Genomic DNA, 23179 nt, shown 5'->3' on the forward strand with positions numbered 1-23179 from the left:
ACGGCTACGCCTACTGATAAACACCATCATCATTTTAACAACTTTCGTATGAATTTTAAAGCACTTTTTGTAGAAGAGTAACGAATTTTCATATCAAATGCCGTAGATTGGGCTAAAATGCTTTTATAATGTGAAAAAGTCCGAAAACTTTCTTCCCCATGATAACTACCTAATCCACTACTTCCAACACCACCAAAAGGTAAATATGGCGTTGCAAGATGATAGACAACATCATTAATACAGCCTCCACCATATGAAATATTACTTGTCACTTTCTTTTGTACTTCTTTATCTTCAGAAAATACATATAACGCTAACGGCTTCGGATGTTGCTGAATTGTGCCAATTACCTCTTCTATGTTGTCGTATTCTATAATTGGTAAAATCGGACCAAAAATTTCATCTTCCATAACAGTACTTTGCCATGTAACATTCGTTAACACTGTTGGTTCTATATGTAAAGTTTCTTTTTTATAGTTCCCGCCGATTACCGTTTTACCATCTTTCAAAAATGAACATAAACGTTCAAAATGACGTTCAGTCACAATTCGTACATAATTGTCATTGTTTAGTGGATCTTCTCCATACTGCTCCGCAATCTCGTGTCGTAATGCCTCGATTAACTGTTCTCTCACCGAAGCATGCACATACATATAATCAGGTGCTACACACGTCTGCCCTGCATTTAAAAATTTCCCCCACACAATTCTTCTTGCTGTTACATCTATTTTTGCATCTTTATGTACAATACATGGGCTTTTTCCGCCAAGTTCTAACGCGAGTGGTGTCAACCGTTTCGCAGCTGCTTCCATCACAACTTTTCCAACACCGACACTACCTGTAAAGAACATATAATCAAACGGTTCCTTTAACAATTCCGTACTCTCTTCTACACCGCCTTCTACTACCGCTACAAGCTCTTCTTGGAATAATTCCTCTAACATTCTCGTAAGCACTTTGGAAACGTTCGGCGTTAGCTCTGACGGCTTTAAAACGATTGTATTTCCAGCCGCCAACGCTCCTACAAGAGGTGCGATTGCTAATTGAAATGGATAGTTCCACGGTGCAATAATAAGTGTCACACCGTACGGTTCAGGTACGACTTTCCCCTTTGATCCAAAATGAGTGAGTGCTGTTCGAACTCGCTTCGGTTTACTCCACGATGAAATATGCTTCAATTGAAAAGAAATTTCTTTTAATACATATCCAACTTCCGTTGTAAACGACTCATGAACTGACTTATTTAAATCTAATTTCAATGCCTGAAATATTTCTTCTTCAAAGCGCTGAATGCCTTTATAAAGCTTCTTCAAATTATTCTTTCTCACTTCTATGCTTCTCGTATGGCCGTTATAAAAATATGCCTTTTGTTTATTTACAATAGAAGAAACACTCATTCATTCACCTTCTCCCACTATTTTTATCCAATTCTTTCATTATTTATATAGACTTCATATATAATAAATTTCTATTCGTAAAGTTACATTATATATAATTTTTTCTTGTATATAAAATTCATTGCTCACAAAAAAACTACCGAAAGAAAATCTTTCGGTAGTTTTACTGTATTAACGATATAAACGAACAGCACCTGCAGAATTATCATCGGCTTGTCCTACTACTTCAAACTTCAGGCCAAGATTCGGTAAAATACGTCCTGCATCTGGAATCTGTTTATTAATATACGTTTTCGAATCATCAAACTTCGGTACGCCTGCTAAGCCATTATACGTATACGTTCCGCGCGTTGGAGATACAACTTTCCAAGCTGGCGTTTTATCGAATGAGAACGCTGCATCAGCGATTTGGAATCGTGTACTACTTGCTACTGTTGGTTTACCATTTAAAGTTCCAACAATTGCTTCTGGATGAGAATCAACTACGCCAAGGAAACCATGTCCTGGATGTAAACCAACCCAGTTATCTGTATAAGCTGAGTCTGCATACCATACAACCATACCTGTGTTGTATTCTGGACCGCGAGCATATTTCAATGCGTTATCCGAACCAGCATAGTTTCTCCACTCTACATAATAGTTATGTTTTTTCTTCTCTGTTCCATTAGATACGGCGAATCCATCTAATTTGAACTGCGGTGTACCTTCTGCATCATCAGAGAATACTACTTTACCGTCTACATTTAGTGATGCATTATCAAGTAGGAAACCGTTTAATGCTAAACCACCATCTGTAATGTACTCAAATGTTAATTTTACTTTCTTACCTTTGAATTGACTTAAATCGTATGATTTGTCAATCCATTTTCCATTTGTTGAATGTGCATTTCCACTATTTGCTTTCTCACCAAGTTTTTCGATTAATGTTTGTTGACCATCTTCTGTTACAGCATGTACTTCAAGAAAATCATACTCTGCTTCAATTTCATACAATGACTTGAAATCAAATTTCGCAGTCGTTGCATTTGTTAAATCGAACAGTGGCGTCTCCATTTTTGTGTGAAGATTGTCACCTTTTGTGCTGTAGTAATACTGCTTACCAAATGCTGGAGCAATTGTTTTTATATCTTTATCTGGCAAGTTAACACGAATCATACCTGGGCGGTTAGATTTCGTAACACTTTGGTCTAAATATGTTGCTAGACCGATACCTTTATTTAATTTCTCGTAATCTACTTCTACGATATTTGCCCAGTTACCACCGATTGTTTTTTGGAAAAACTCTTTATTTTGTGGTGAGAAACTCGTTGGCGTTGTTCCTGCAATGTTACCAGCCCAGCTTCCGCCACTCATAACAGACCAAGCTTGAATTGGTTCACCGTCACCAGTATAGTCTGTATCATACTCATCTGGAAGACCTAAATCATGACCATATTCATGTGCGAATACACCAACTGCGCCATCTTCTGGTTCAATTGTGTAGTCGAATGCTGCGATCTTTCCGCCCCAATATGGAACTTTCGCTTGTGTGCCTTCGATTGGGAATGGTTTTGGTCCAACAGTCCAGCGATGTGACCAAATTGCATCGTCACCTAATTTACCGCCACCTGCTTCTTGTCCAACACCCGCATGGATAATCATTAAGTGATCGATTAAACCGTCCGGTTGTTTTTGATTTCCATCGCCATTTACATCATATTGATCGAATTGGTCAAACTCTGATAAATCAATACCGCTATCTACAGCTGCTTTTAATGCATCTTTTACTAAATCACGTGGTCCTTTTGGCCCTTTATTATCATGACCTGTCGCACCATCTGCACCGTAATCAGCAGCTTTACCAGGAACTGTTAACCATTTTGTAACTGTTCCGTCTACTGTATAACTACCGCCAGATTGCTCTTCGTAATATTGTTTAAACGTTTCGATTTTGCTGCCATCCTCTAATGCGAATGGCTCATTACCGAATAACATTTTTTCATAATGTTCTTTGTTAAAATCGTCAGTATACATATAACCAGGTTCTTTATCAATATTGTTATGTTTAAAGTCAGCGTACTCTACAAGTAAAACGAGTACTTTATCTTTACGAACTTCACCGTTATATTCTTTTCCCTTTGCTGGAGAAGTTGGTACTTTACCATTTAGACCACCCTTAACTGGGCCTGTCGCTGCAGGTGTTCCTGTTGCTGGTTTGTCTAACTTTTCTTTCGTATCAGCTTTCGCATCTTTCACTTTCTTTAAAAAGTCAGATGCTTCTTTCGTAAGTGGGTCCCCATTTGATACTTCTTTCCCAGGATTTTCACCCTTTTTGTTCTCTACGTATTTTTCGACGGCTTTCTTTGTTTCTGTCTCTGAAGCCTTCGAATCAATTACCCCACGGTTTTTTAGCGCATTTGCTAAACGTTCTTCTGGAATTAAATGATCATCGACTGGACTCGTAGCTGTCTTATTCACAGGTGTTTCAGCATATGCAGACTGGCCACCCGCTCCGAATGAAAGACCTAACACAGCTGTCAAAGCGATTGATGACAAAACTTTGAACGGTTTCTTGTTCATCCCTTATTTCCTCCCCTAATAAAAAATATGTATTACAAATTGAATTTTATTAAAAATTCAATATTTTTTCAATATTTAGTTATATTATGTAATTTTTTTAACATATTTGTAAAAATTCCATAGTTAGCATACGAATATATCACAATTCAACAATGTTTTCTGAAAATATTGAAAATATTTGTCAGAAACTTTATAATCGCCATAGAGGGAATTTAATGGGGATTTTATCTTTGTTTTATCTACAAAATATTTGATAATTCACTATATAAAACACAAAATGAGATTGCATTATCATCTATTCTGTAGCAGCAGTTATGACCGATAATTAGGGAGGAATTACATTTGTACAAAGATAAGACTGACGCACTGGACCAAGAATGGATTGATTTAATACTTGAAGCTCTAGACGCTGGTATCGCCCTGCAAGATATCGAACATTTTTTCCAACGTATGAAGCCATCCAGTCAGGCTCAATAGGCTTGTTCTTTTTAACGAAGTTTATGTTATAATAATGACATCATAAGACGACTACATATTGATAGAAAGGTGCGCAAATATGATTGGAGAACGTATAAAACGCCTTCGCTTACAAAAAGGTATTTCATTAACTGAGCTTGCCGAAAAAGCTGGTGTTGCTAAATCTTACATTAGTTCTATAGAACGAAATTTACAAAAAAACCCTTCCATTCAGTTTCTTGAAAAGATCGCAGCAGTTCTACAAATTCCAGTTGACACTCTACTTCATGATGAAACAACAAAGGAAAATCATTTAGACTCCGAATGGACACAACTCGTTAAAGATGCGATGAGCTCCGGCGTCTCCAAAGAACAATTTCGTGAATTTCTTGAATTTACAAAATGGAAGCAAGATCAAAAATAATAAATAGAAAGAAGTGCTTACAATTGGCACTTCTTTTTTCTTTATAAAAAAAAGCGGGGGATACCCGCTTTTTTATTATTTTTCTTCTCCAGCTTCTTGGTTAGCATTGAATGTCCATTCTAAGTTCAATGAATCACCTTGGAAGATATTTTGTTCTTTCCCATTATCTACAAATTCAAATTGTACCCACAGATAATCCTCTGTGCCTGCTTCTAATCCACCCTTTTCTCCCCACTCAGGAGCAAAGATATCCTTCGCTAAAAGATCTGGATCAGCATTTTGTAAATCAGCTAAAGTTGTTTCATATACAGGCTCACTTTGTTTATCCCAGTTCCAAAGGAATTTTACTTTAACGTGCTTACCAAAGTCTTCACCAGCATTATCACCTTTTGCATCTTTTACAGTATACTTTGTCGCTAGTTTAACATCTTTAATTGTTAATGAACCGCTATTCTTTAATAAGAACTCTTTCTTAATAGAGTCCCCTGGTTTTAAATCTTTAATATCTACAAGCGTTTTAGGGTCTAATGTAAGATCTAACGTCCCAGCTGCAAATGTATTGTTTGATACTTCTTTATCGCTAAAGTAAGCGAATGTTCCTCCACCAATTAAAGATAACCCCAATGCTGCTGATGCAACTCCCATACCTAATTTCTTTTTCAGACTCACAATCAATTCCCCCTAGCTGTTTTTTGTATTTTTATATTGTTATCTCTTATTTCGAAATAAGAGGTGTAACTAAAAATAGATTGGTCTAAATAACATTTGTTCTTTTTTAAAAACCTTAAGTTCATTATAACGAACGACACTATATAAATACAACACATATTTATTAATATTTTCAGTTATTTTTATTTCTCAGTATTATTCTGATTTTTCTGAAGTTTATTTTTTATATTGATACATAGACAATAAGTGTGAAGGAAAATACTCCCTCACACTCCTATATATCATCCTTTTTCATGAATTCCCTACTCAGACTTTTTAACTGTTTCTACTTGTTTCTGCTCTTCTACTTTTTTCTGTTCTTCTTCTTTTTTCTGATCCTCTGCTTTCTTCTGCTCTTCTACTTTTTTCTGTTCTTCTTCTTTTTTCTGATCCTCTGCTTTCTTCTGCTCTTCTACTTTTTTCTGTTCTTCGGCTTTCTTTTGCTCTTCTACTTTTTTCTGTTCTTCTACTTTTTTCTGTTCTTCCGCTTTCTTCTGTTCTTCTACTTTTTTCTGTTCTTCCGCTTTTTTCTGCTCTTCTGCTTTTTTCTCTGCATCTATCGCATCTTTTAATTGTTTATCAAGAGCCTGAATTTGTTCATCAATCGCTTGTAAACTAATTTCTTTCTCAATATAATCACGCTTATCTTTTATACTATGAAAGCCTTCATTCACATATAAAGCTACTTGCTGAATTGACTTACTTTTATTCACTTTTAATTCTTCCTGTATTTGATTGTAAGGACCCTCTATTTCAGTATATACATTTTGCAAGGCTTCCTTCTCAGAAACAATTTTCTCACGCCCTTGTTTCCATATAGTAATTGCCTGTTCTATTTCTTTAATAGAAGTTACTGCTAATTTCTCCTTCATCGCCCCATACTCATGTTCAATAAACTGTTTATGTTGCTCAGCCTGCTCTTTAAACGTATTTACTGTTTTCGGAAATATAATCGCTGTAGAAAGAGCGGCTTCCACTTTCGTTTCATGAATAAATGCAGCTTCTGTATACGTCATTATTTGAGAGCCTAAATAAAACGTAATGGAGCACATACAAGGCAATATAAGCATCTTTTTTAATTTGCGAGGTGTTTTCAGCATCTTAATCTCTCCCATCGAACAATATGTTCTTTATACAGAACGTTAACTTTATTATAATAAAGAACGATACAAAATGATAGCTGTATACTAGAAAAATAGAAAAAGGGCTATCCATATGATAGCCCTTTTTAATATTATCTTGCTTCACCTTCTGTTTGTTGTGCATCAAACGTCCAAGTTAAATTTAGTTTATCGCCTTGGAATTCATTTTGGTCTTTTTTATTATCAACAAACTCGAATTTCACTGTGAATTTATCAGACTTACCTGCAGAAATACCTTTTTCATCCCAGAACCAAGCAGCTAAATCATTATCTACCGCTGTAAGTGTGTCACCCTTCAATTTATCTAGCGTTGTTTCTTTTACGATTGTTTCATGCTTGTCTACATTTTTTAAGAATGTTACTTTAATATGTTTACCAAAATCATCTTTATTGTCGCCCTTCGCATCTTCTACCTTATAATCTGTTTTCAATAGAACCTTTTTAATATCTAAAGATCCTTTATTTTCTAGTTTAAAATCTCTTTTAATTGTATCGCCAGGTTTTAAATTCGATACATTAACAACTGTTGATGGATTTAATGCTAAATCCAGTGTACCAGCCGCAAATGTATTGTTTGACACTTCTTTATCACTGAAAAATGCAAATGTTCCTCCGCCAACTAATGCAGCTCCTAATACAGCTGATGCGATACCCATTCCTATTTTTTTCTTTAAAGTCATGTCCATATCCCCTTAATCTATATATTTGTTAACTTCCTAAACGGAAAGTATAACCAAACGAACTAGACGGATTGTTCTACTTTTTTCTCTTTCTTTTCTCCGTCAATGCTGCGAATCGCACCAAAAATAGAAATCGCAGAATAGCCTAATAAAAAGATTCCTGGAATAATAAGAAGCAATGCAGCTCCAGCCTTTGAACTAGCATAATTTAATGCATATCCTGCATAAGGAACTGTAATATCTGCATATTTTCCAATTACATTCTCCGCGCGTACTGGTTCTAAATCAGGACCGTTGTTGTTATCACCTTTTGTTTCATACATTACTTTTCCATTTGTATCTTTCACACCGATAATACGGTGAGTGATAATTTTTTCATCTTTCTCTTTAAAGGTAATCACATCACCTTTTTGATATTTAGAACCATCTTTCGTCGGTTCTATCGCAATGATTGATCCTGTTAAAAACGTCGGTTCCATTGATCCTGATAGCACGGATTTAAATTGATATCCCATCACTGTTGGATCTCCGCCACTCGCTTTTGACGAAATAACTACAAAAGCTAAAAAAACCATTAATGCAAATAAAACAAATGAGATAACGTTGCTAATAATCTTCCAAACGAATTTCATCATCTCTCTCCCTCTCCGTTGTTTTATATTATTTGAAGTATATAATATCCACTTCGTTCTTTAACAAGAACACAACTAAATAATATAACGAACAAAAAATAAATGCAATAAGAAAATTTACAATTATTAGTTATTTATTAGCGAATAGATGAAAACAAAAAAGACTGTGACAAAATCTATTCACAGCCTTTATACTAATAATTTATTTTTCTTCTGATTTCATTCCTTGTGTATTTCGGCGTATCACTACATATAAAATGAAGCCAAATAATACAATGGCACCTATCCCAATACTTATCATTTTCACATTTGATTCTTTTACTTCTGGCTCAACCGTATCTTTTTTAGGCATTGCAAAAGTAACATCTTCTTTAGAAAGAACATTTACCGTCGCAATTGTTTGATTATTTTTCGTAATATCAACTGCCCCAACTACCTCACCACGATGAATTCCTTTATGATACAAAGAATCTTTATCTAATGATGCCGCACGGAAAGTCGTCCTCACATTTTTCCCTTCATCTTTCTTAAGCATAAGTTCTGCACTTTGTTCCAGTTCGCTATCAATATCTTTATTTAAATATGTTGTCTTTTGGTGCCAACTATGTTTATCTAGTACAGTTTGCTTCACAAATTGACCAAAAGAATATTCCGCCATCTGCTTCAAATCTTCATAAATTTCAGGTCTTTGAGAAGCCATTACTACATTTATAATACGATTTCCATCCTTCTCATTTAATAAAACGAGTGTATTGCGGGCTTCATTTGTAAAACCCGTCTTACCACCAATGCTATATGGATTTTCAAAATAAGTAGACTTATTAAAAATAGAAACCGTCTGGCTAGATGTCGTAACCGTCGTCCTTTTCGTATTCATCGCTTGTAAAATCTCAGGATACTTTTGTACACCTCTCGTAATCATAGCCATATCATACGGCGTCGTATAATGGTTCGGATCATGCAATCCATTTGGCGTTACAAAGTGGCTATCTGTAGCCCCTAATTGCTTTGCTTTCTCATTCATCATATGAGCGAACTTCTCAACATTTCCGCCAATACGCTCCGCAATCGCATACGACACATCATTCGCACTCAGCACCATTAGAATCATAAGCGCAGTATTTCTATTAATCGTCTCACCAGGTTGAAACTCAATTTGATAATTACTCTTCTCCTGATCTAATGCTAATTGTGAAAACGTAAATTGATCCTCTGGCTTCGTATGCTCCATAAGTAAAATCGCTGTTAATACTTTCGTCATACTAGCCGGAAATGCACGATGATGTGCGTTTTTGTCATACAAAACATCACCAGTTTTCCCATCAATCGTAGCTGCAAACTGACTAAAAACATTTGGTCCTTCCGCAGGTGGTGGTGCCACTTGTTCTGGATTCACTCCAATATTCGTCTCAGCACGTAACGTCATAGGTGTCAAAAAAAATAAACAAATAACGGTAATAAAAGCCAAAATTTTCTTAAAATTTACCATATGACTCTCCCTTTTCACTATACTCTCACAGTTAAAAAACTGAATCTACCAATCTATATGTAATTTGTATTAAATTGGAAGAATATTCACTGTTTTTTACTATATCATACTTTTACGATGAAGAACATAAATATACAATAAAAAATAAGAAGGAATTACTCTTTCTTATCCTTCTCATCAATCAATGAATCTATTAAATTTTGACTAGCTTCTTCAGGCGTGATCTCATCTGTCATCCCCATAAACGACCAACCTTTAGAATCGACCCACTCAACAAACTCTTGTAAAAACTCATCATGCGTAACATCCACATCAAGAATTGAGCCATTAATCGAAATCGTTCTATTTCTAGATACGCGCATCTTGAACGTTTTTCTTACCATTACAATTATTCTCCCTCTACTTCTGAATATTTATGAAATAATCTTGTATCTCTGTTATACATGATTTTAAGTAAATTGTAAAAAGGATATATTGGCCAATTTGCATATTAAAACTGAAAACCTATCACCCTGCAAAAAGATTAAACGATATGTAAATGATCATAAATGACCTAATAGATGCACATAAAAATAAAACAAATTACATTTTATCACACAAAATACAAATGACTTTCGTACAATGAAATGGAATATACTAGAAGAAATCTTAAAATGAGGAGGAACCCCATGGCGCGTTGTACATATTGTAAAACGAAGTGGACAATAAAAGATGTATGGTCGATACTCGTGACATTCGAAAAAGATTGCCCGTATTGTCTCAGAAGACAATATCTATCAAAGAAAACATTGAACGCTATGCCAGAACTTATAAGCTTACCTTTACATTTCTTATTTCCTTTTCTAGTTGATTTGAGTGATGAGGGGCCTTTGGATTGGTATCGGAAGTCATAACACCTCAGTATCTTCTATTTATTACATATAAAAACATACATACTAATACACCTCTAAAATAAAAACTATTTTCTATTACACTACCTCTTTAAAAACTTACTACACAAAAAAAATATTGTAAATTTTCAGTTAATTATGTATAATTGCTTTAACATAATGATTAAAATTACAAATACATAATTATTTTTGAAGATCCCGTAGCTCAGCAGGGAGAGCGCCACCTTGACAGGGTGGAGGTCGCTGGTTCGAACCCAGTCGGGATCATATGAAAAACCCCTTGATAGTCAAGGGGTTTTCTTTATGTAGCAGATCTTTGTCTTTTTTTAAAAGGTAAATTCTTTGCTTCTTGGTCAAGATTTGGTCAATAACTCTCTTTTGGTCAACGGTTGCTTCTCTACTCATTCACTTCCGCATAAACTTCATTCATCATATCTTCCATAATAAAGTTTTTGAATTCCTCGTTCTCTAAAATCTTCATAAAGAATTTTTCGTTACTACTCATACGATCAATTACGAAATCCATGAATGATTTTTCGAAAGCAAATTTGAAATTGTCTTTTGTATTGTTTTTCGCTTTTTGTTGAATATCTTCACTGTTTAACATGTCTTCTTTTACTTGGTCACGTGAAAGAAAATCAGTTTCCGTAAACTCTGTGCCAAACCGTTCATTTAACTTCTCTAAAATAGATGATAAACGAACCTTCTCATCTTCCACTGCACCACCTGTACCATGTGAAGTTGGCTTTAAATTTACGCCTCCTGTTTTCTCTAGTTCAATGCTGCCTTCAAACACCTTCTGATTACGATAATATTGAAGTGCAACATCATCTGCCATATATACGTCTTTATCTTTACTACTGCGCGGTAGCTTACGTAATAGATAGTTTAAATAAATATAAAGCTTGTGCAAATCAACATCAATGAACATCGCAATTTGTAAAATAAATGCATATGTACGTACGAACTTCGTTACCGATGCTTTAAACGCTTCTTTTTCTTCCTCATTTAATCGCTTAAAGCGTTCTACACCTTTATCAATCCATGCATTAAGTTCCGTTTGTGCCTTCGTTGACTTTTTGAATCCACCTTTTATCTCCAGCTCATTTACAGCTTGCACTTCTTCCTCTGTAAAAACTTGATACGGCTCTAGTTCTGCTTGTAAGTCATATAAAATGTTCGGATCCGTCACTTCCTCCAAACCTGTCGTTTCATAATAAGGTTGGAACGAAGCTTTAATATCTTCTGTATCATTAACAAAGTCGAGTACAAACGTATCTTCTTTTCCTGGACAAGTACGATTTAAGCGAGATAAAGTTTGAACCGCTTTAATCCCGCTAAGAGGCTTATCTACGTACATCGTATGCAGCAATGGCTCATCAAAACCTGTTTGATATTTTTCTGCCACAAGTAACACTTTATACTCATCTGAATTGAACTTATCAGGTAATTCCTTTTCACTAAATCCGTTCATATCTGGCTCTGAATACGGTATTTCACCATCTTTGACAATACCCGAGAAGGCAACAACCGTTTTTAAATCATCATAGCCCATTTTATCGATGTACCTGTCAAAAGCGATTTTATAACGTACCGCATGCAAACGACTTGCTGTTACGACCATTGCCTTGGCACGACCACCGATTTTATGACGAGTAAAGTTACGATAATGCTCAATAATGATTTCTGTCTTTTGCGCAATATTATGTGGATGAAGCGACACATATTGAGCAAGCTTTTTCGTCGCTTGTTTTTGTGAAACTAATGGATCGTCATCAACCTGCTTCGCAATTTTATAAAATGTCTTATATGCTGTGTAATTACTTAACACATCTAAAATAAAGCCTTCTTCAATGGCTTGGCGCATTGTATATTCATGGAAGGCATGTGGCTTGCCGTCTGTACCGATCGTACCGAACTTTTCAAGTGTTTTCGGCTTTGGTGTTGCCGTAAAAGCAAAGAATGAAACGTTATCCTGCTTCCCGCTTTTCATAATCGTTTCAACGATTTGTTCATCTAAGTTGTCCATATTTTCTTCCGCAATCCGGTCTTCCTCGTATGCATCCTCTAACGTCTTATCTGATAAAATATTCGTTAATGCCGTCGAAGCTTTCCCGCCTTGTGAAGAATGCGCTTCATCGATAATAACCGCATACTTTTTACGGTCAAAATCCGATACCTTCTCCATAATGAACGGGAACTTTTGCAGCGTTGTAATAATAATGCGTGTCTCACCTGTAATCGCTTGAGCGAGCTGATTCGAATCTTTGTTAATACGCTCAACCATACCAGCTTTATGTTCTAGCTGATACACAGCATCTTGCAACTGCTTATCTAAAACACGACGGTCTGTAATAACAATTACACTACTAAACACCGCATTATTTTCTTCATCATGCAGCTTTGCTAAACGGTGCGCTAACCAAGAGATAGAGTTTGTCTTCCCACTCCCAGCACTATGTTGAATGAGATAATTTTGACCGACTGATTTCGCTTGTACATCTTCCTCAAGCTTACGCACAACATCTAATTGATGAAAACGTGGGAAAATCAACATTTTACGCTCACCAATCGTTTCACCATTTGAATCTAAAATATCATCCTTCTTCACAAAGACAAAACGGAATAAAATATCTAGCAAACTATCAGGAACTAATATCTCTTCCCATAAATAATGCGTACGGTAGTTATTGTAAACAGTTGGATTCCCTTTCCCGCCATTATTCCCATTATTAAATGGCAAGAAATATGTTTTTTCCCTTTTCAACTCAGTTGTCATAAACACTTCATCTGGATCAACTGCAAAATACACGACAACACGCTCATTGAATGTAAACAACTGCTCTTTTGGATCCCGATCCCTTTTTAACTGCTTCACTGCATGCTCAACCGTTTGGCCTGTCAATGGATTTTTCAGCTCCATCACAACAAGCGGTAAACCATTGATAAATAGTACCATATCTAAACTATTATTATGTTTATCGCTATAATACACTTGGCGGCTTACTGTGAATCTATTTTTGCGATACAACTCATTCATTAACTGATTCATCCTGGTTGGCGGCTTGTTATAAATAAGCTTTAGTGTTACACCACGGTCTTTAATCCCGTGGCGTAAACAATAGATCAATCCTTGCTTTTTCAGTTGGTCACAAATGCGATTTATCACCTTCTGCTTATACTCTGAACCATACGATTTCTCTAACGCTCGAAGTGCTTTTTCTTGTGTATCTTCTAAAAACGCAAAAAGTTGCTCAACATCAAGCGCATATTGCTTAAATAGACGACTTGCTTCCCCTTCAAGCATACGTTTCGTATACCCGTTCGCTATGAACGAATCTTCAATATTCGTCTCAAACCCTTTTTCCGTTGCATCAATCGCCATACCATCACCTCATTACGATTCTACTTCAAAATCACGCACATCGATCTTACCTGTAACCGCCTCGTAGATTAGGGATTGGCGGTAGTCTTTTAGTTTTTGGATTTGAACTTTTACTGTTTCTATTAGAGAATCTAAGTTTTCTACTTGTTCATCTATATACTTTGCAATTTCTTTTTGTTCACACAATGGAGGCAAAATAATAGGGAATTTTTTTATATCTGCTTGAAACAAATGAGGCACACCCATACCGTCCTTAATTTGATTAATAATATCTTGAATATAAGTTGAAGATAAGTAATAGTAGAAATAAATACTATCAATTAATTCCTTAGGTCTTAAAACAGCAATAGAACTATTTACAGTTGCTTTAGAAGGTAATTCTCGAACAACATTCGTAATTCCTAATGTACTACCATCTTTAGCTAATAGTACATCTCCTTTTTCTAACATAATCTCTGGAGATTCTAAATAACGTTCTTCCGTGATGTAATTGACATTTTTAAAATCAATATTTCTACCTTTTAAATTAGGTGTAGACAAGAAAATGTACCCTTCATCTACATATTCCTCGGCTTTTAAACCTTTCCAACCTAATCTTGCCTTAACTCTTGCTATAAAATCCAGACGAGTTTTTTCCCAATGCTCAGGTATTTCACCAATCCATTCCACTCCTGAATCTTTCATTTTCACATTTGGATTTAAGCCTTTTGTTACAGCTTCGGTAATCATTGATTGGCGTTTTTCTTCGAAAATCTGTATCATTTTTTCTAAATTTCCGATTGAACTATTTAGCAATTGAACTTTAGCTTCAATATACCCTACTATAGACTTTTGCTCTTGCAAGCTTGGTAACAGTGCAAATAAGTTCCCCATATCTCCCCATCTGAAATCTGTTGATCTTTCTCGGATTCCTTTAGCTAACGATTCCACATATCCACTATTTGACATAACCCTTAATGTGTATGTGAGATAAGGTAGATGAATTTCACTATCATTTATTGCTTCACACACTGTATAAACTGGTGAACCTTTCCCTTCCGAATCTGATATACCTATCGCACCTGCGAATGCGTCCATTTGATGAACAACTAAGTTACCTTTAGAAATATGTTGGTATCCTATTTCTTTCAGTGAAAAAGTAAATCCATCTTGTCTTCTATTCTTCCTTAATGTAACTTGTCCATCTCTAAATGCTGTAATTACTTCATCGGTTAGTTTAGGAGTTTTATTCAATCTCTTTACTAAAAATTTTATTTTCCTCACTTTCCAATGTGATGGTAATTCTCCTATCCAAGGTAATTCACTATTCATATATGTTTGATATCTATTTGCCATTGTTAATCCAGCACCCTTTTCATTTGATCAAAGATTAACTCCTGTAAGCTTTTTATTTCTTCCATAATTTCAGACGAACTACGAAGCTCTGTGTATTTATAGAACTGACGTGTAAACGGAATTTCATAACCCACTTTTGTTTTTGTTTCATCAATCCATGCATCTGATACATGTGGTTTTACTTCACGCTCGAAGTATTCATAAATTCCCTCTTTTAACGGTACGTTTTCTGTATCACGTAAGTCTGTATCTGGTTCGGTATCTGTTTTATTTTTCATACAAATATCCGCTGTTTCATCCTTCTCAGAAAGACCGGCTAATATTACTTTTAATACTGATGCACCAATTGCTACATCTGCCTTTTTAAATTCATCTTTTAATAATTTTGTGAACTCATCGCGATTTTTAAATAACTGCTGACTTTCTAAACTACGTAAAACGTCAATGATTTTCTCTTGTTGAGCTTTACCAGCTTCTATTTCAGCTAATCCGTTGTCACCTTTTTTCTTAGATTTTGCAAGGTTTTGGAACGCTTTTTGTTCTGCTACACACTGAATGCGTTCTTCAGAGATAAGGAAGTTTAAACGTAATGGACGTTCCACTGTGATTTTTCGGTAACCAAAGTCTTCGTTATCAAAGATTTTAGCGTACTCACCTTCTTTAAAGTTTCCGTACAAACGAACAATTTCATCAATTTGTTCTTGCGAAATTTCATTACGTTTACTACCCATACTCTTTTTCATTTTTTTCGAGAAGCCTACTGCATTCACAAGCTGTACTTTTCCTTTGCGAATAGCAGCCTTATTGTTTGTTAAAATCCAGATATACGTAGCAATACCTGTGTTGTAGAATAAGTCGTTTGGCATAGCGATAATGCCTTCTACTAAGTCATTTTCAAGTACATAGCGACGAATCTCACTTTCACCTGAACCTGCATCACCTGCGAATAATGGAGAACCGTTCATAATAATTGCGAGTCTAGATCCTTGTGGATTTTCCACTGTTACTGGTTTCATTTTTGAGATTAAATGAAGTAAGAATAATAGTTGTCCATCACTTGTACGAGGTGTACCTGGACCGAAACGTCCAGCATATCCTTGTTCTTCATGTTCCGCTTTAATCGGCTTTTCGTATGATTTCCAATCTACACCGTACGGAGGATTTGAGATTAAGTAGTCGAATTTATCCCCTTTAAACTGATCGTTTGATAACGTGTTTCCTTGACGAACGTTTTTAGCATCTGCCCCTTTAATAAGGATATCTGCCTTACAAATGGCATAAGATTCATCGTTAATCTCTTGAGCGAAAAATTCAAGATCAGCTGTTGGATTTAGCTCTATTAAATACTCCTGTGCAACAGAACCCATTCCACCTGTTCCAGCAGCACAGTCATATAATGTTTGTGTTAGACCATGCTTCGTTAAAATGTCATTGTCTTGCATGAATAATAGACTAACCATTAAGCGTACAACTTCACGAGGCGTGTAATGATCCCCTGCTTCGGCGTGCTCTGAGAAACGGCGAATTAATTCTTCAAAGATATAACCCATTTCCACGTTTGAAACGACTTCTGGATGTATATCAAGCTCACTAAAGCGTTTAATCGTTAAGTATAAAAGATTATTATTATCTAATTTATCGATTTGGCGGTCAAAGTCAAAGTGATCCATAATATCACGAGCTGTTTTCGAAAATCCGTTAATATAATCACGTAAGTTATCTGCGATGTTATCTGCATCACTTAGTAATTTCGTGAAGTTATAGTTACTTACATTATGGAAATTTTGCTTTGCAATACGATTTAAAATCGGCTCACGAGCATCTTCATTCATTGCTTTAAAATTTTCAAAGTTAGATAGTACTTCATCTTTTGTACTATCTAACACGCAATCAAAGCGGCGTAAAACGGCTAAAGGTAAAATTACCTTCCCGTAATCTTCTGGTTTATATGGTCCACGCAAAACTTCTGCAATTGACCAAATGAAACTTACTTTATCTTGGAAGTTGATCATTATATATATCTCCTCTTTATTATATAGTCCTAGTGTCTTCACAAAGACATGGAATCAATGACTTACGTATGTCCATTATATTTTAACAAAAAACGTCTACAAATGTTGCTGCTTTTAAATATGAAGATGTTTTTATTATCATAAACTTGACGACTTAGTAATATCACAAAAATTCGATAATAACTATACACTTAATTCCTATGCAACAGATTTCAACCAAAAATTAGATGTAAGAGCTAATACATTTCACCATATCAATGCTATTTAATATTATGAGTGATATTAAAATTCTACTTTGTTAGCGCACAAGTCTTCCAAGCCTTCTTTACTGTATTAAAAAAAGAAGAACCTTGAAAAAATCAAGGTTCTTCTTTTGCTCTAACGGCTACCCAAAATAATTATTTCTTTAACATTGCCCTATCGTTCATACTTTGGTCATATCTTTATTCTATTTTCCTTAGCAATAATCACCTTTACTTTAGCGTCTAACAATTCTCCATAGATAAGAAATAAAATAACTTTGTTTAATATGAAAAAATGAGTACCAAAAACTCATCTCTTCTAAGAGAAATTGAGCCAATTTAATCTAAATTAATTTCTACATAATACTTATCATCCTCACCAAACAGCATTTTACCAAATTTAATTGCTGTATCTTTCTGCATACTCGGCAGTAAATGGCTATATGTATCGAGTGTAATTCTTACATCAGCATGACCCAAACGTTCTGATACAATCTTAGGATTTACTCCTTGTAACAGCAGCAGTGTCGCGTGAGTATGACGCATATCATGAAATCTAATCTTTGGAATTTTAGCTTTTTTGATTATAGAATTGAAGCTCCTCCGAATATTACTTTTATTGGTCGGTGTACCTAGCTCAGTACATACAACTAGATCCCAGTTATTGTAGACTTCTGATCCTCCCTCTAACTTTTCTGATTCTATTAGCTTCCGATGCTTTTTTAATTGAATAATAGTTTCCTCTGGCAAATCTACTGTCCTTGATCCTGATTTCGTTTTGGTATACGGCAAAATTTCTTTTCCGTCACTACTTAAAGTTTGTGTAATTCGTATACAACCTGTTTCAAAATCAACATCTCTCCAACGAAGTCCTAATATTTCCCCCTGCCTCATTCCTGTTGTCAACGCTAACAAAAAAGCAACATAGTATCTGCTATGGCTTTGAGCATGCTTTAGAAAAGTTTGCACTTCTTTTACATCCCAAACTTTTATTTCTTTCTTCTCTGCTTTGGGTCTATCAACTAAAGAAGCTGGATTTTTAGAAATGAGTCCCCATCGCTCTGCTTTTTTTAAAGAGTCATTTATTAATGTATGTACTTTTTGTATATTTTCATCAGATAATGCCTTCTCTTTAGTTAGTTGATTATACAGCTTTTGAATTGCCATTGGTGTAAGTTGAAGAAGCTCTACATTCCCTATCGCAGGTACGATATGCTTTTCTACAAGCCATCTATATGTTTGCAACGTTTGTTTCTTTACTTTAGTTTGCTTATCTTCAAGCCACTGATTTAATAAGTATTCTCCATAAAGCATCTTTGTCGGAGCAATATATGTTCCTGTCATTAATGAATGTTCAAGTTCATGAAGCGCTTTAAGAGCCTCCTGCTTTGTTTTAAATCCACGTTTTTTTAATTGTCTAGGTTTACCGTCTTCTTTTTTTCCATGTGTCAAAACAAAATACCAAGTTTTTGTCTTATCATCTTTTTTTACCGTTCTACCTGCCATTTCATATTCCTCCTGTTTTACAAGAAATTAAAAACAGCGACTATTAGCCGCTGTCCTTTTTGTAAGATATTAATTTTGCTATTTATACTCTTCTATTTGAATTTGCACTTTAGCAAACACATAATTTTGAATACACATCTTGGGTATTCTATACGATTTTCCAACTTTAAAAGATTTAATTTGTCCGGATTTTAATAATTCGTATGCCTTATTTCGTCCTATATCCAACATTTCCATTAGATCCTCAATAGGAACTACATCATCATATGCATCAAACATAAAATATTCCCCCTTTTTTATTTACCTCAAACTAATAATATACAATTCAAATTCTTGTATTTACTCTATTGTTTATTGAAAATTAAATTTAATTACCTTTTACTTGTTGGCCTTATTTTCATTTACTTTCTACTACTTTGTATAATAAATGATTTATATTAAACTTCTGTTTTTCACATTATAATCGTTGCTCAGTGTTGCCTATATAGATAATATATGTATAAGAAAACCGTTGGAACTTCAAGGGAACTGGTTGGGAATTTTTATTTTTTAATAAAACAAAACCTTCCTTCTTAAGGTAGAAAAAACGGAGATTCCCGCATTCCCAAAGTTCCTTTGTTCCCAGAGTGAATTATGCTATCTTTGTAAACCCATTATATAAAAAGAAGTTTAGTTGATTTATTATTAAGTTATACACCTATTAAAATTTAATAACACGGAGCTGATGAATAGGATGAAAAGTAATAGCAAACTCTCCCACTACTTTATTGATAAGTACATAGAAAAGATTAATCTCAAAGACTTCCCAAATGAGATTCGGGATAATCGTCGGCACTTAAATCGTGTCCTCAAGAGGGAAAACTTAGGTGTTGATTCGTCTGGCAACACAGTACTGTATAATCCTACTGTTCAAGAGAATATAAATTACGAAACTGATGAGTCTGAGGAGATCATAGAAACAAAACTCTCCAATTTTTTTATTGTTCCTACCCACAGACTCTATATAAAAAATGGCGACAACATACAAGAAGATGGTATAGGTGTAAAGGTATATACGCAGATCAGTAAGAAAAAATATAAATGTATTCACCTGAATCTCAATAATGAAATGATTGAGAAGGGATTTTGGATAAACTCCTCTTACTTAGATCATGATTTATACCTTTATAATAAATCCTTTCAACATTACTTGAAAATGGCCATTAAACTTTCAACAAGAATACTTTCCAAAAGTGAGTTTAAAATATTTGATGGAGAATGGTGGTTAGAAAATCGATTTGCAGATGTTACAATTTCTGATTTTGAAGACTACGCTGAATCTAGATATACACGTATACTTGACCATCCCTCAAAAACAAATGGAGCATTGAAGCCATACCATGATGATTTGGATAGTGAAGAGTCTCTTAAAGAAACCGACAAAGTTATCAAAAAAGATACTTTTTACTTTCTACGCGCATTATTAGAGCTTGTTAAGGAGCTGGACTTGCTACAAATCTTCACTATTCCCGAAAATAGCGAAGAAAATGTAGGCTGGGAAGATGACCAAAAATACTATTTACCTTACAAGAAAACATGGGAATGGATTGACAACTGGTTGCAAGCTTCAAAGTATCCTATCTCTGTAAAACAGAAAGAACTTGACATCTTTCTACATGAAGAGAAAATTATCGAAATTGAGGTAGAAAAAAGTAGCGGCAGGAAAAGGGCCGACTGTAATGTTACCTTATATCCCAAACATAAAGAACGGGTGTTCAAAATTTCAAAGGCCCGTATTACCGAATATATTAATGCATACTCCAATTTATAAATCGTAAAAAATACAAAGATAGCTATTAAGCCGTCTTTGTATTTTTTTAATTTCTTAGTAACAGTACTTTGACTTAAATAATATACCCCCTCCGCTTACTATGTCTGTACGATGTAGCATACTGCGCTATTGGGGAAATTGAGTGAGGTATTGTTAAATGATTGATATGATGTATATAAGTTATAAACTGACGAAACCCGAGTATAATAACCTTTTTAGACAATTACAAACTTATTTAAAAGAGTATAGAACCTCTCAGCAACTTCGCAAAGACTCTTCGGATAAGGGCGCTTACATTTCTAACGCACTATCCAAATTCGGATTTCAGGAAATACGATTAAGAAGTAATAAGTGGGGATACAGATCTATTGAAATTAGACTACGCCCTCAATTATTAATCGATCCCAACGGTTATTATAGATTGACAAAGTTATCAGAATTTAAAATGGTTCAAACTAATTTTAATTATGTACTTAGAGATATATTATCATTAAATGTCCCCGATTTTTTTGAATGGAAAGCGAAGAGAATTGAACCAGCAATAGACTTAAATGTTGACGAAGTTTTAATATCTAAGTATTTGTTCTTATTCAAAAAGGGAAGTATACCTGACTATTTTCTTGACAATAAACAAACTCAAAAACATTGGAATTCTAACACTAATGTGTACTTGATGTCTAAGCATAAAGCAGTCAACTGGTATAACCGATACGAGACTCTACTACTTAAAGAACAGAAAGCAAATAAGAACTTTTTAGATTTTTCAGAGACTAGGGGGATTTTACGCTTCGAGACCCAAGCCAGAAATAGCGATGAATTTGTCATTGATGTGTTGAATCAGCAACGTTGCAAAAAGGAAATCATGAAGTTTTATAAGCAAATTGTTGGAAAAGGTGACTATTATAAATTGGAGAATGCTATAGAACTAGTAAATCAAAAGGTAGACACTGGCCATATGCAGATGTCATTAAAAATGATATTAAGATTGATTGATAAATGCGGCAGTATTGTTATGGCAAAGAATAGCTATATACAAGGAAAGGATATTCATAAGGCAGCAGACGCGTTTAGTAAACGAATTAATCTATTAAGAAATCTAGGAATAAATCCAGTTACATTACCGTCAGATTGGGAGATTTCCTATCTCGAAAACTTACATGATAAAATTGAGGAGAGATTAGATGAAGAAGAAACATCTTGTATTTCACTCTAATCACTCCTCTCTAATAAAAGACGATATCATTCATGAAGGAGATAAAAATCACTAGAAAAACAATCGTTATTTTAGTTCTTTCTAAATGCTCATTTTTACTCTTTCGTGCTGTTATCGTCTACTTTTCCATTATTATATTTTTCGTGTTTTCAAAATAAAGTCTAGTGTTAGAATTAGTTTTTCACTCGTAATTACAGAAAACACATTTGTAAAATGTATATTCACTTATCTTTCGTACCAATTATGTGTAGAATAATTTTTATTACTTCAATTGCAACCTCACTTGGTTTAGAACACATCCTCTTCACCTCTACTTTCAATGTTATACCTTATCAATAATCTGATGGTAAAAGCATAGTTGCATATTCTCCATTGTCTACCAGCCATACATTACAGTTAATCACCCCCTTAGAATTCAACTTAAATTTGTATTCCAATTGCAAAGGTGAAGACTCCTGTGTATTACAGACAAGTTGATGTTCATGATCTGATCGCAACTCAAATACTTGCAAGTAGTCCCGTCGATCTCCAGCGGCTTTTCGACAATCAATAATAAGCCATAAAAATTGTTGCAATTCTAATGGAATTATATTCTGTACCGCTTTTGTAGCAAAACGGCTCTGATTTACATCAAACATATATGTCCTACCTCCCTTTTATTTAAATAACATGGGCAAATTATATTTCTTCTTACATATGACCTTTTTCTTTAAGTGAAATAAAACTCTCCTCACAAACAATAAGATGGTCTAACACATCTATACCTACAACTTTTCCTGCTTCCATAAGTCGTTTTGTAACGTCAAGATCTTCTCTGCTTGGAGTAGGATCATTGCTAGGGTGGTTATGCGCAACAATAATTGAAGCTGCATTTGAAATTATTGCTGGTTTCAGAACTTCACGTGGATGTACAATACTAGAATTCAAACTACCAATATGACAAACATTGATAGCAGTAGGCTGATTTTTAATATCCAGACAGAGTACAATAAAATACTCTCGATCAGCCCCATCTAGAAATTGCTTAAACAACAAACTTGCATCTTCGGGAGATTTCACTCTTCTTTCTTTGTAAAGAAGGCTGCTCTCTTTTACCATTTTTAGTTTTACGATTTCAACTCGTTTTGCTGGTTGATTTATACCAACAGGTGATTCTAGCACTCCTTGCTTTCCTGTTCTACTCTCACGATATATCATTTTTTATTCCTCCAGTCATAAGAAAAAGGGCTGCTCTTCATCTGAAAAGCAACCCTTTTTACATTAATTCATATAAATAATATATATTTATTAAATCGGAGT

20 protein-coding genes and 1 tRNA gene are annotated in these 23179 nt (G+C 34.7%); 6 read left to right on the forward strand and 15 right to left on the reverse strand.

Going from position 1 to position 23179, the window contains the following annotated elements; all coding sequences use genetic code 11:
- Positions 1–29: 29 nt before the first annotated feature.
- Together QEP67_RS21405 and inhA1 are read right to left on the reverse strand one after the other, a co-directional pair.
- Positions 30–1397 (reverse strand): aldehyde dehydrogenase, encoded by a 1368-nt coding sequence (locus QEP67_RS21405; protein ID WP_064473101.1) that lies wholly within the window; start codon positions 1395–1397, stop codon positions 30–32.
- A 171-nt stretch (positions 1398–1568) separates the two neighbouring features.
- The gene (gene inhA1 / locus QEP67_RS21410; protein ID WP_001035922.1) at positions 1569–3956 is read right to left on the reverse strand and encodes a M6 family metalloprotease immune inhibitor InhA1; all 2388 of its coding nucleotides are present in this window, start codon (positions 3954–3956) and stop codon (positions 1569–1571) included.
- Between the two features lie 342 nt (positions 3957–4298).
- Here inhA1 and QEP67_RS21415 point away from each other — a divergent pair, with 342 nt between their 5' ends.
- Positions 4299–4433: an anti-repressor SinI family protein gene (locus tag QEP67_RS21415; protein ID WP_000276217.1), complete on the forward strand. Its 135-nt coding sequence runs from the start codon at positions 4299–4301 to the stop codon at positions 4431–4433.
- Between the two features lie 79 nt (positions 4434–4512).
- The gene (locus tag QEP67_RS21420) at positions 4513–4836 is read left to right on the forward strand and encodes a helix-turn-helix domain-containing protein (RefSeq protein WP_000578882.1); all 324 of its coding nucleotides are present in this window, start codon (positions 4513–4515) and stop codon (positions 4834–4836) included.
- Positions 4837–4911: 75 nt separating this feature from the next.
- Here QEP67_RS21420 and calY read toward each other — a convergent pair whose 3' ends face one another.
- The 6 genes from calY to QEP67_RS21450 form a co-directional block, all read right to left on the reverse strand.
- A complete protein-coding gene (calY, locus tag QEP67_RS21425; protein ID WP_000053728.1) occupies positions 4912–5505 on the reverse strand; it encodes a biofilm matrix protein CalY in 594 nt (197 codons plus the stop codon).
- Positions 5506–5807: 302 nt separating this feature from the next.
- Complete coding sequence (locus QEP67_RS21430; RefSeq protein ID WP_353706410.1) at positions 5808–6644, reverse strand: DUF4047 domain-containing protein; 837 nt, start codon at positions 6642–6644, stop codon at positions 5808–5810.
- A gap of 134 nt (positions 6645–6778) precedes the next feature.
- Positions 6779–7366, reverse strand: a complete 588-nt coding sequence (locus QEP67_RS21435) for a CalY family protein (protein WP_000172829.1) — start codon at positions 7364–7366, stop codon at positions 6779–6781.
- Between the two features lie 62 nt (positions 7367–7428).
- The gene (gene sipW / locus QEP67_RS21440) at positions 7429–7998 is read right to left on the reverse strand and encodes a signal peptidase I SipW (protein ID WP_033658782.1); all 570 of its coding nucleotides are present in this window, start codon (positions 7996–7998) and stop codon (positions 7429–7431) included.
- A 202-nt stretch (positions 7999–8200) separates the two neighbouring features.
- Entirely contained in the window at positions 8201–9487 is a 1287-nt protein-coding gene (locus QEP67_RS21445; RefSeq protein WP_000245998.1) for a D-alanyl-D-alanine carboxypeptidase family protein, read from the reverse strand.
- A 155-nt stretch (positions 9488–9642) separates the two neighbouring features.
- The gene (locus QEP67_RS21450) at positions 9643–9870 is read right to left on the reverse strand and encodes a hypothetical protein (protein ID WP_000251865.1); all 228 of its coding nucleotides are present in this window, start codon (positions 9868–9870) and stop codon (positions 9643–9645) included.
- A gap of 285 nt (positions 9871–10155) precedes the next feature.
- On the opposite strand from QEP67_RS21450, the gene QEP67_RS21455 reads away from it, so the two are divergent.
- Both QEP67_RS21455 and QEP67_RS21460 read left to right on the forward strand, forming a co-directional pair.
- On the forward strand, positions 10156–10380 hold the full coding sequence (locus tag QEP67_RS21455) for a hypothetical protein (RefSeq protein WP_000090231.1): 225 nt from the start codon (positions 10156–10158) through the stop codon (positions 10378–10380).
- A 191-nt stretch (positions 10381–10571) separates the two neighbouring features.
- A tRNA-Val gene (locus QEP67_RS21460) sits at positions 10572–10644 on the forward strand.
- Positions 10645–10774: 130 nt separating this feature from the next.
- Here the strand turns inward: QEP67_RS21460 and QEP67_RS21465 are convergent.
- The 5 genes from QEP67_RS21465 to QEP67_RS21485 form a co-directional block, all read right to left on the reverse strand.
- The gene (locus tag QEP67_RS21465) at positions 10775–13762 is read right to left on the reverse strand and encodes a type I restriction endonuclease (RefSeq protein ID WP_353706411.1); all 2988 of its coding nucleotides are present in this window, start codon (positions 13760–13762) and stop codon (positions 10775–10777) included.
- Between the two features lie 12 nt (positions 13763–13774).
- Complete coding sequence (locus tag QEP67_RS21470; RefSeq protein WP_353706412.1) at positions 13775–15097, reverse strand: restriction endonuclease subunit S; 1323 nt, start codon at positions 15095–15097, stop codon at positions 13775–13777.
- A gap of 2 nt (positions 15098–15099) precedes the next feature.
- A complete protein-coding gene (locus tag QEP67_RS21475) occupies positions 15100–17109 on the reverse strand; it encodes a class I SAM-dependent DNA methyltransferase (protein ID WP_353706413.1) in 2010 nt (669 codons plus the stop codon).
- A gap of 581 nt (positions 17110–17690) precedes the next feature.
- Positions 17691–18857: a tyrosine-type recombinase/integrase gene (locus QEP67_RS21480; protein ID WP_353706414.1), complete on the reverse strand. Its 1167-nt coding sequence runs from the start codon at positions 18855–18857 to the stop codon at positions 17691–17693.
- Between the two features lie 78 nt (positions 18858–18935).
- Complete coding sequence (locus QEP67_RS21485) at positions 18936–19136, reverse strand: helix-turn-helix domain-containing protein (protein ID WP_353706415.1); 201 nt, start codon at positions 19134–19136, stop codon at positions 18936–18938.
- A 454-nt stretch (positions 19137–19590) separates the two neighbouring features.
- Between QEP67_RS21485 and QEP67_RS21490 the strand changes: the two genes are divergently transcribed.
- Together QEP67_RS21490 and QEP67_RS21495 are read left to right on the forward strand one after the other, a co-directional pair.
- The gene (locus tag QEP67_RS21490; RefSeq protein WP_353706416.1) at positions 19591–20667 is read left to right on the forward strand and encodes a hypothetical protein; all 1077 of its coding nucleotides are present in this window, start codon (positions 19591–19593) and stop codon (positions 20665–20667) included.
- 157 nt (positions 20668–20824) lie between these two features.
- Positions 20825–21880 carry a hypothetical protein gene (locus QEP67_RS21495; protein WP_353706417.1) on the forward strand — a complete coding sequence of 352 codons (1056 nt, stop codon included), beginning with the start codon at positions 20825–20827 and terminating at the stop codon, positions 21878–21880.
- Between the two features lie 332 nt (positions 21881–22212).
- Here the strand turns inward: QEP67_RS21495 and QEP67_RS21500 are convergent, their stop codons facing one another.
- Both QEP67_RS21500 and radC read right to left on the reverse strand, forming a co-directional pair.
- A complete protein-coding gene (locus QEP67_RS21500; RefSeq protein ID WP_353706418.1) occupies positions 22213–22518 on the reverse strand; it encodes a DUF960 family protein in 306 nt (101 codons plus the stop codon).
- Positions 22519–22570: 52 nt separating this feature from the next.
- Complete coding sequence (gene radC / locus QEP67_RS21505) at positions 22571–23077, reverse strand: DNA repair protein RadC (protein WP_353706419.1); 507 nt, start codon at positions 23075–23077, stop codon at positions 22571–22573.
- Between the last annotated feature and the right edge of the window lie 102 nt (positions 23078–23179).

The sequence above is a fragment of the Bacillus cereus group sp. MS39 genome (genome assembly GCF_040448665.1).
Lineage (GTDB): Bacteria > Bacillota > Bacilli > Bacillales > Bacillaceae_G > Bacillus_A > Bacillus_A wiedmannii.

Coding starts and splice junctions, on each gene's coding strand:
- QEP67_RS21405 (WP_064473101.1), bottom strand. CDS start 1,397: ATGAGTGTTTCTTCTATTGTAAATAAACAAAAGGCATATTTTTATAAC.
- inhA1 (WP_001035922.1), bottom strand. CDS start 3,956: ATGAACAAGAAACCGTTCAAAGTTTTGTCATCAATCGCTTTGACAGCT.
- QEP67_RS21420 (WP_000578882.1), top strand. CDS start 4,513: ATGATTGGAGAACGTATAAAACGCCTTCGCTTACAAAAAGGTATTTCA.
- QEP67_RS21430 (WP_353706410.1), bottom strand. CDS start 6,644: ATGCTGAAAACACCTCGCAAATTAAAAAAGATGCTTATATTGCCTTGT.
- QEP67_RS21435 (WP_000172829.1), bottom strand. CDS start 7,366: ATGACTTTAAAGAAAAAAATAGGAATGGGTATCGCATCAGCTGTATTA.
- sipW (WP_033658782.1), bottom strand. CDS start 7,998: ATGAAATTCGTTTGGAAGATTATTAGCAACGTTATCTCATTTGTTTTA.
- QEP67_RS21445 (WP_000245998.1), bottom strand. CDS start 9,487: ATGGTAAATTTTAAGAAAATTTTGGCTTTTATTACCGTTATTTGTTTA.
- QEP67_RS21450 (WP_000251865.1), bottom strand. CDS start 9,870: ATGGTAAGAAAAACGTTCAAGATGCGCGTATCTAGAAATAGAACGATT.
- QEP67_RS21455 (WP_000090231.1), top strand. CDS start 10,156: ATGGCGCGTTGTACATATTGTAAAACGAAGTGGACAATAAAAGATGTA.
- QEP67_RS21465 (WP_353706411.1), bottom strand. CDS start 13,762: ATGGCGATTGATGCAACGGAAAAAGGGTTTGAGACGAATATTGAAGAT.
- QEP67_RS21470 (WP_353706412.1), bottom strand. CDS start 15,097: ATGGCAAATAGATATCAAACATATATGAATAGTGAATTACCTTGGATA.
- QEP67_RS21475 (WP_353706413.1), bottom strand. CDS start 17,109: ATGATCAACTTCCAAGATAAAGTAAGTTTCATTTGGTCAATTGCAGAA.
- QEP67_RS21480 (WP_353706414.1), bottom strand. CDS start 18,857: ATGGCAGGTAGAACGGTAAAAAAAGATGATAAGACAAAAACTTGGTAT.
- QEP67_RS21485 (WP_353706415.1), bottom strand. CDS start 19,136: ATGTTTGATGCATATGATGATGTAGTTCCTATTGAGGATCTAATGGAA.
- QEP67_RS21490 (WP_353706416.1), top strand. CDS start 19,591: ATGAAAAGTAATAGCAAACTCTCCCACTACTTTATTGATAAGTACATA.
- QEP67_RS21495 (WP_353706417.1), top strand. CDS start 20,825: ATGATTGATATGATGTATATAAGTTATAAACTGACGAAACCCGAGTAT.
- QEP67_RS21500 (WP_353706418.1), bottom strand. CDS start 22,518: ATGTTTGATGTAAATCAGAGCCGTTTTGCTACAAAAGCGGTACAGAAT.
- radC (WP_353706419.1), bottom strand. CDS start 23,077: ATGATATATCGTGAGAGTAGAACAGGAAAGCAAGGAGTGCTAGAATCA.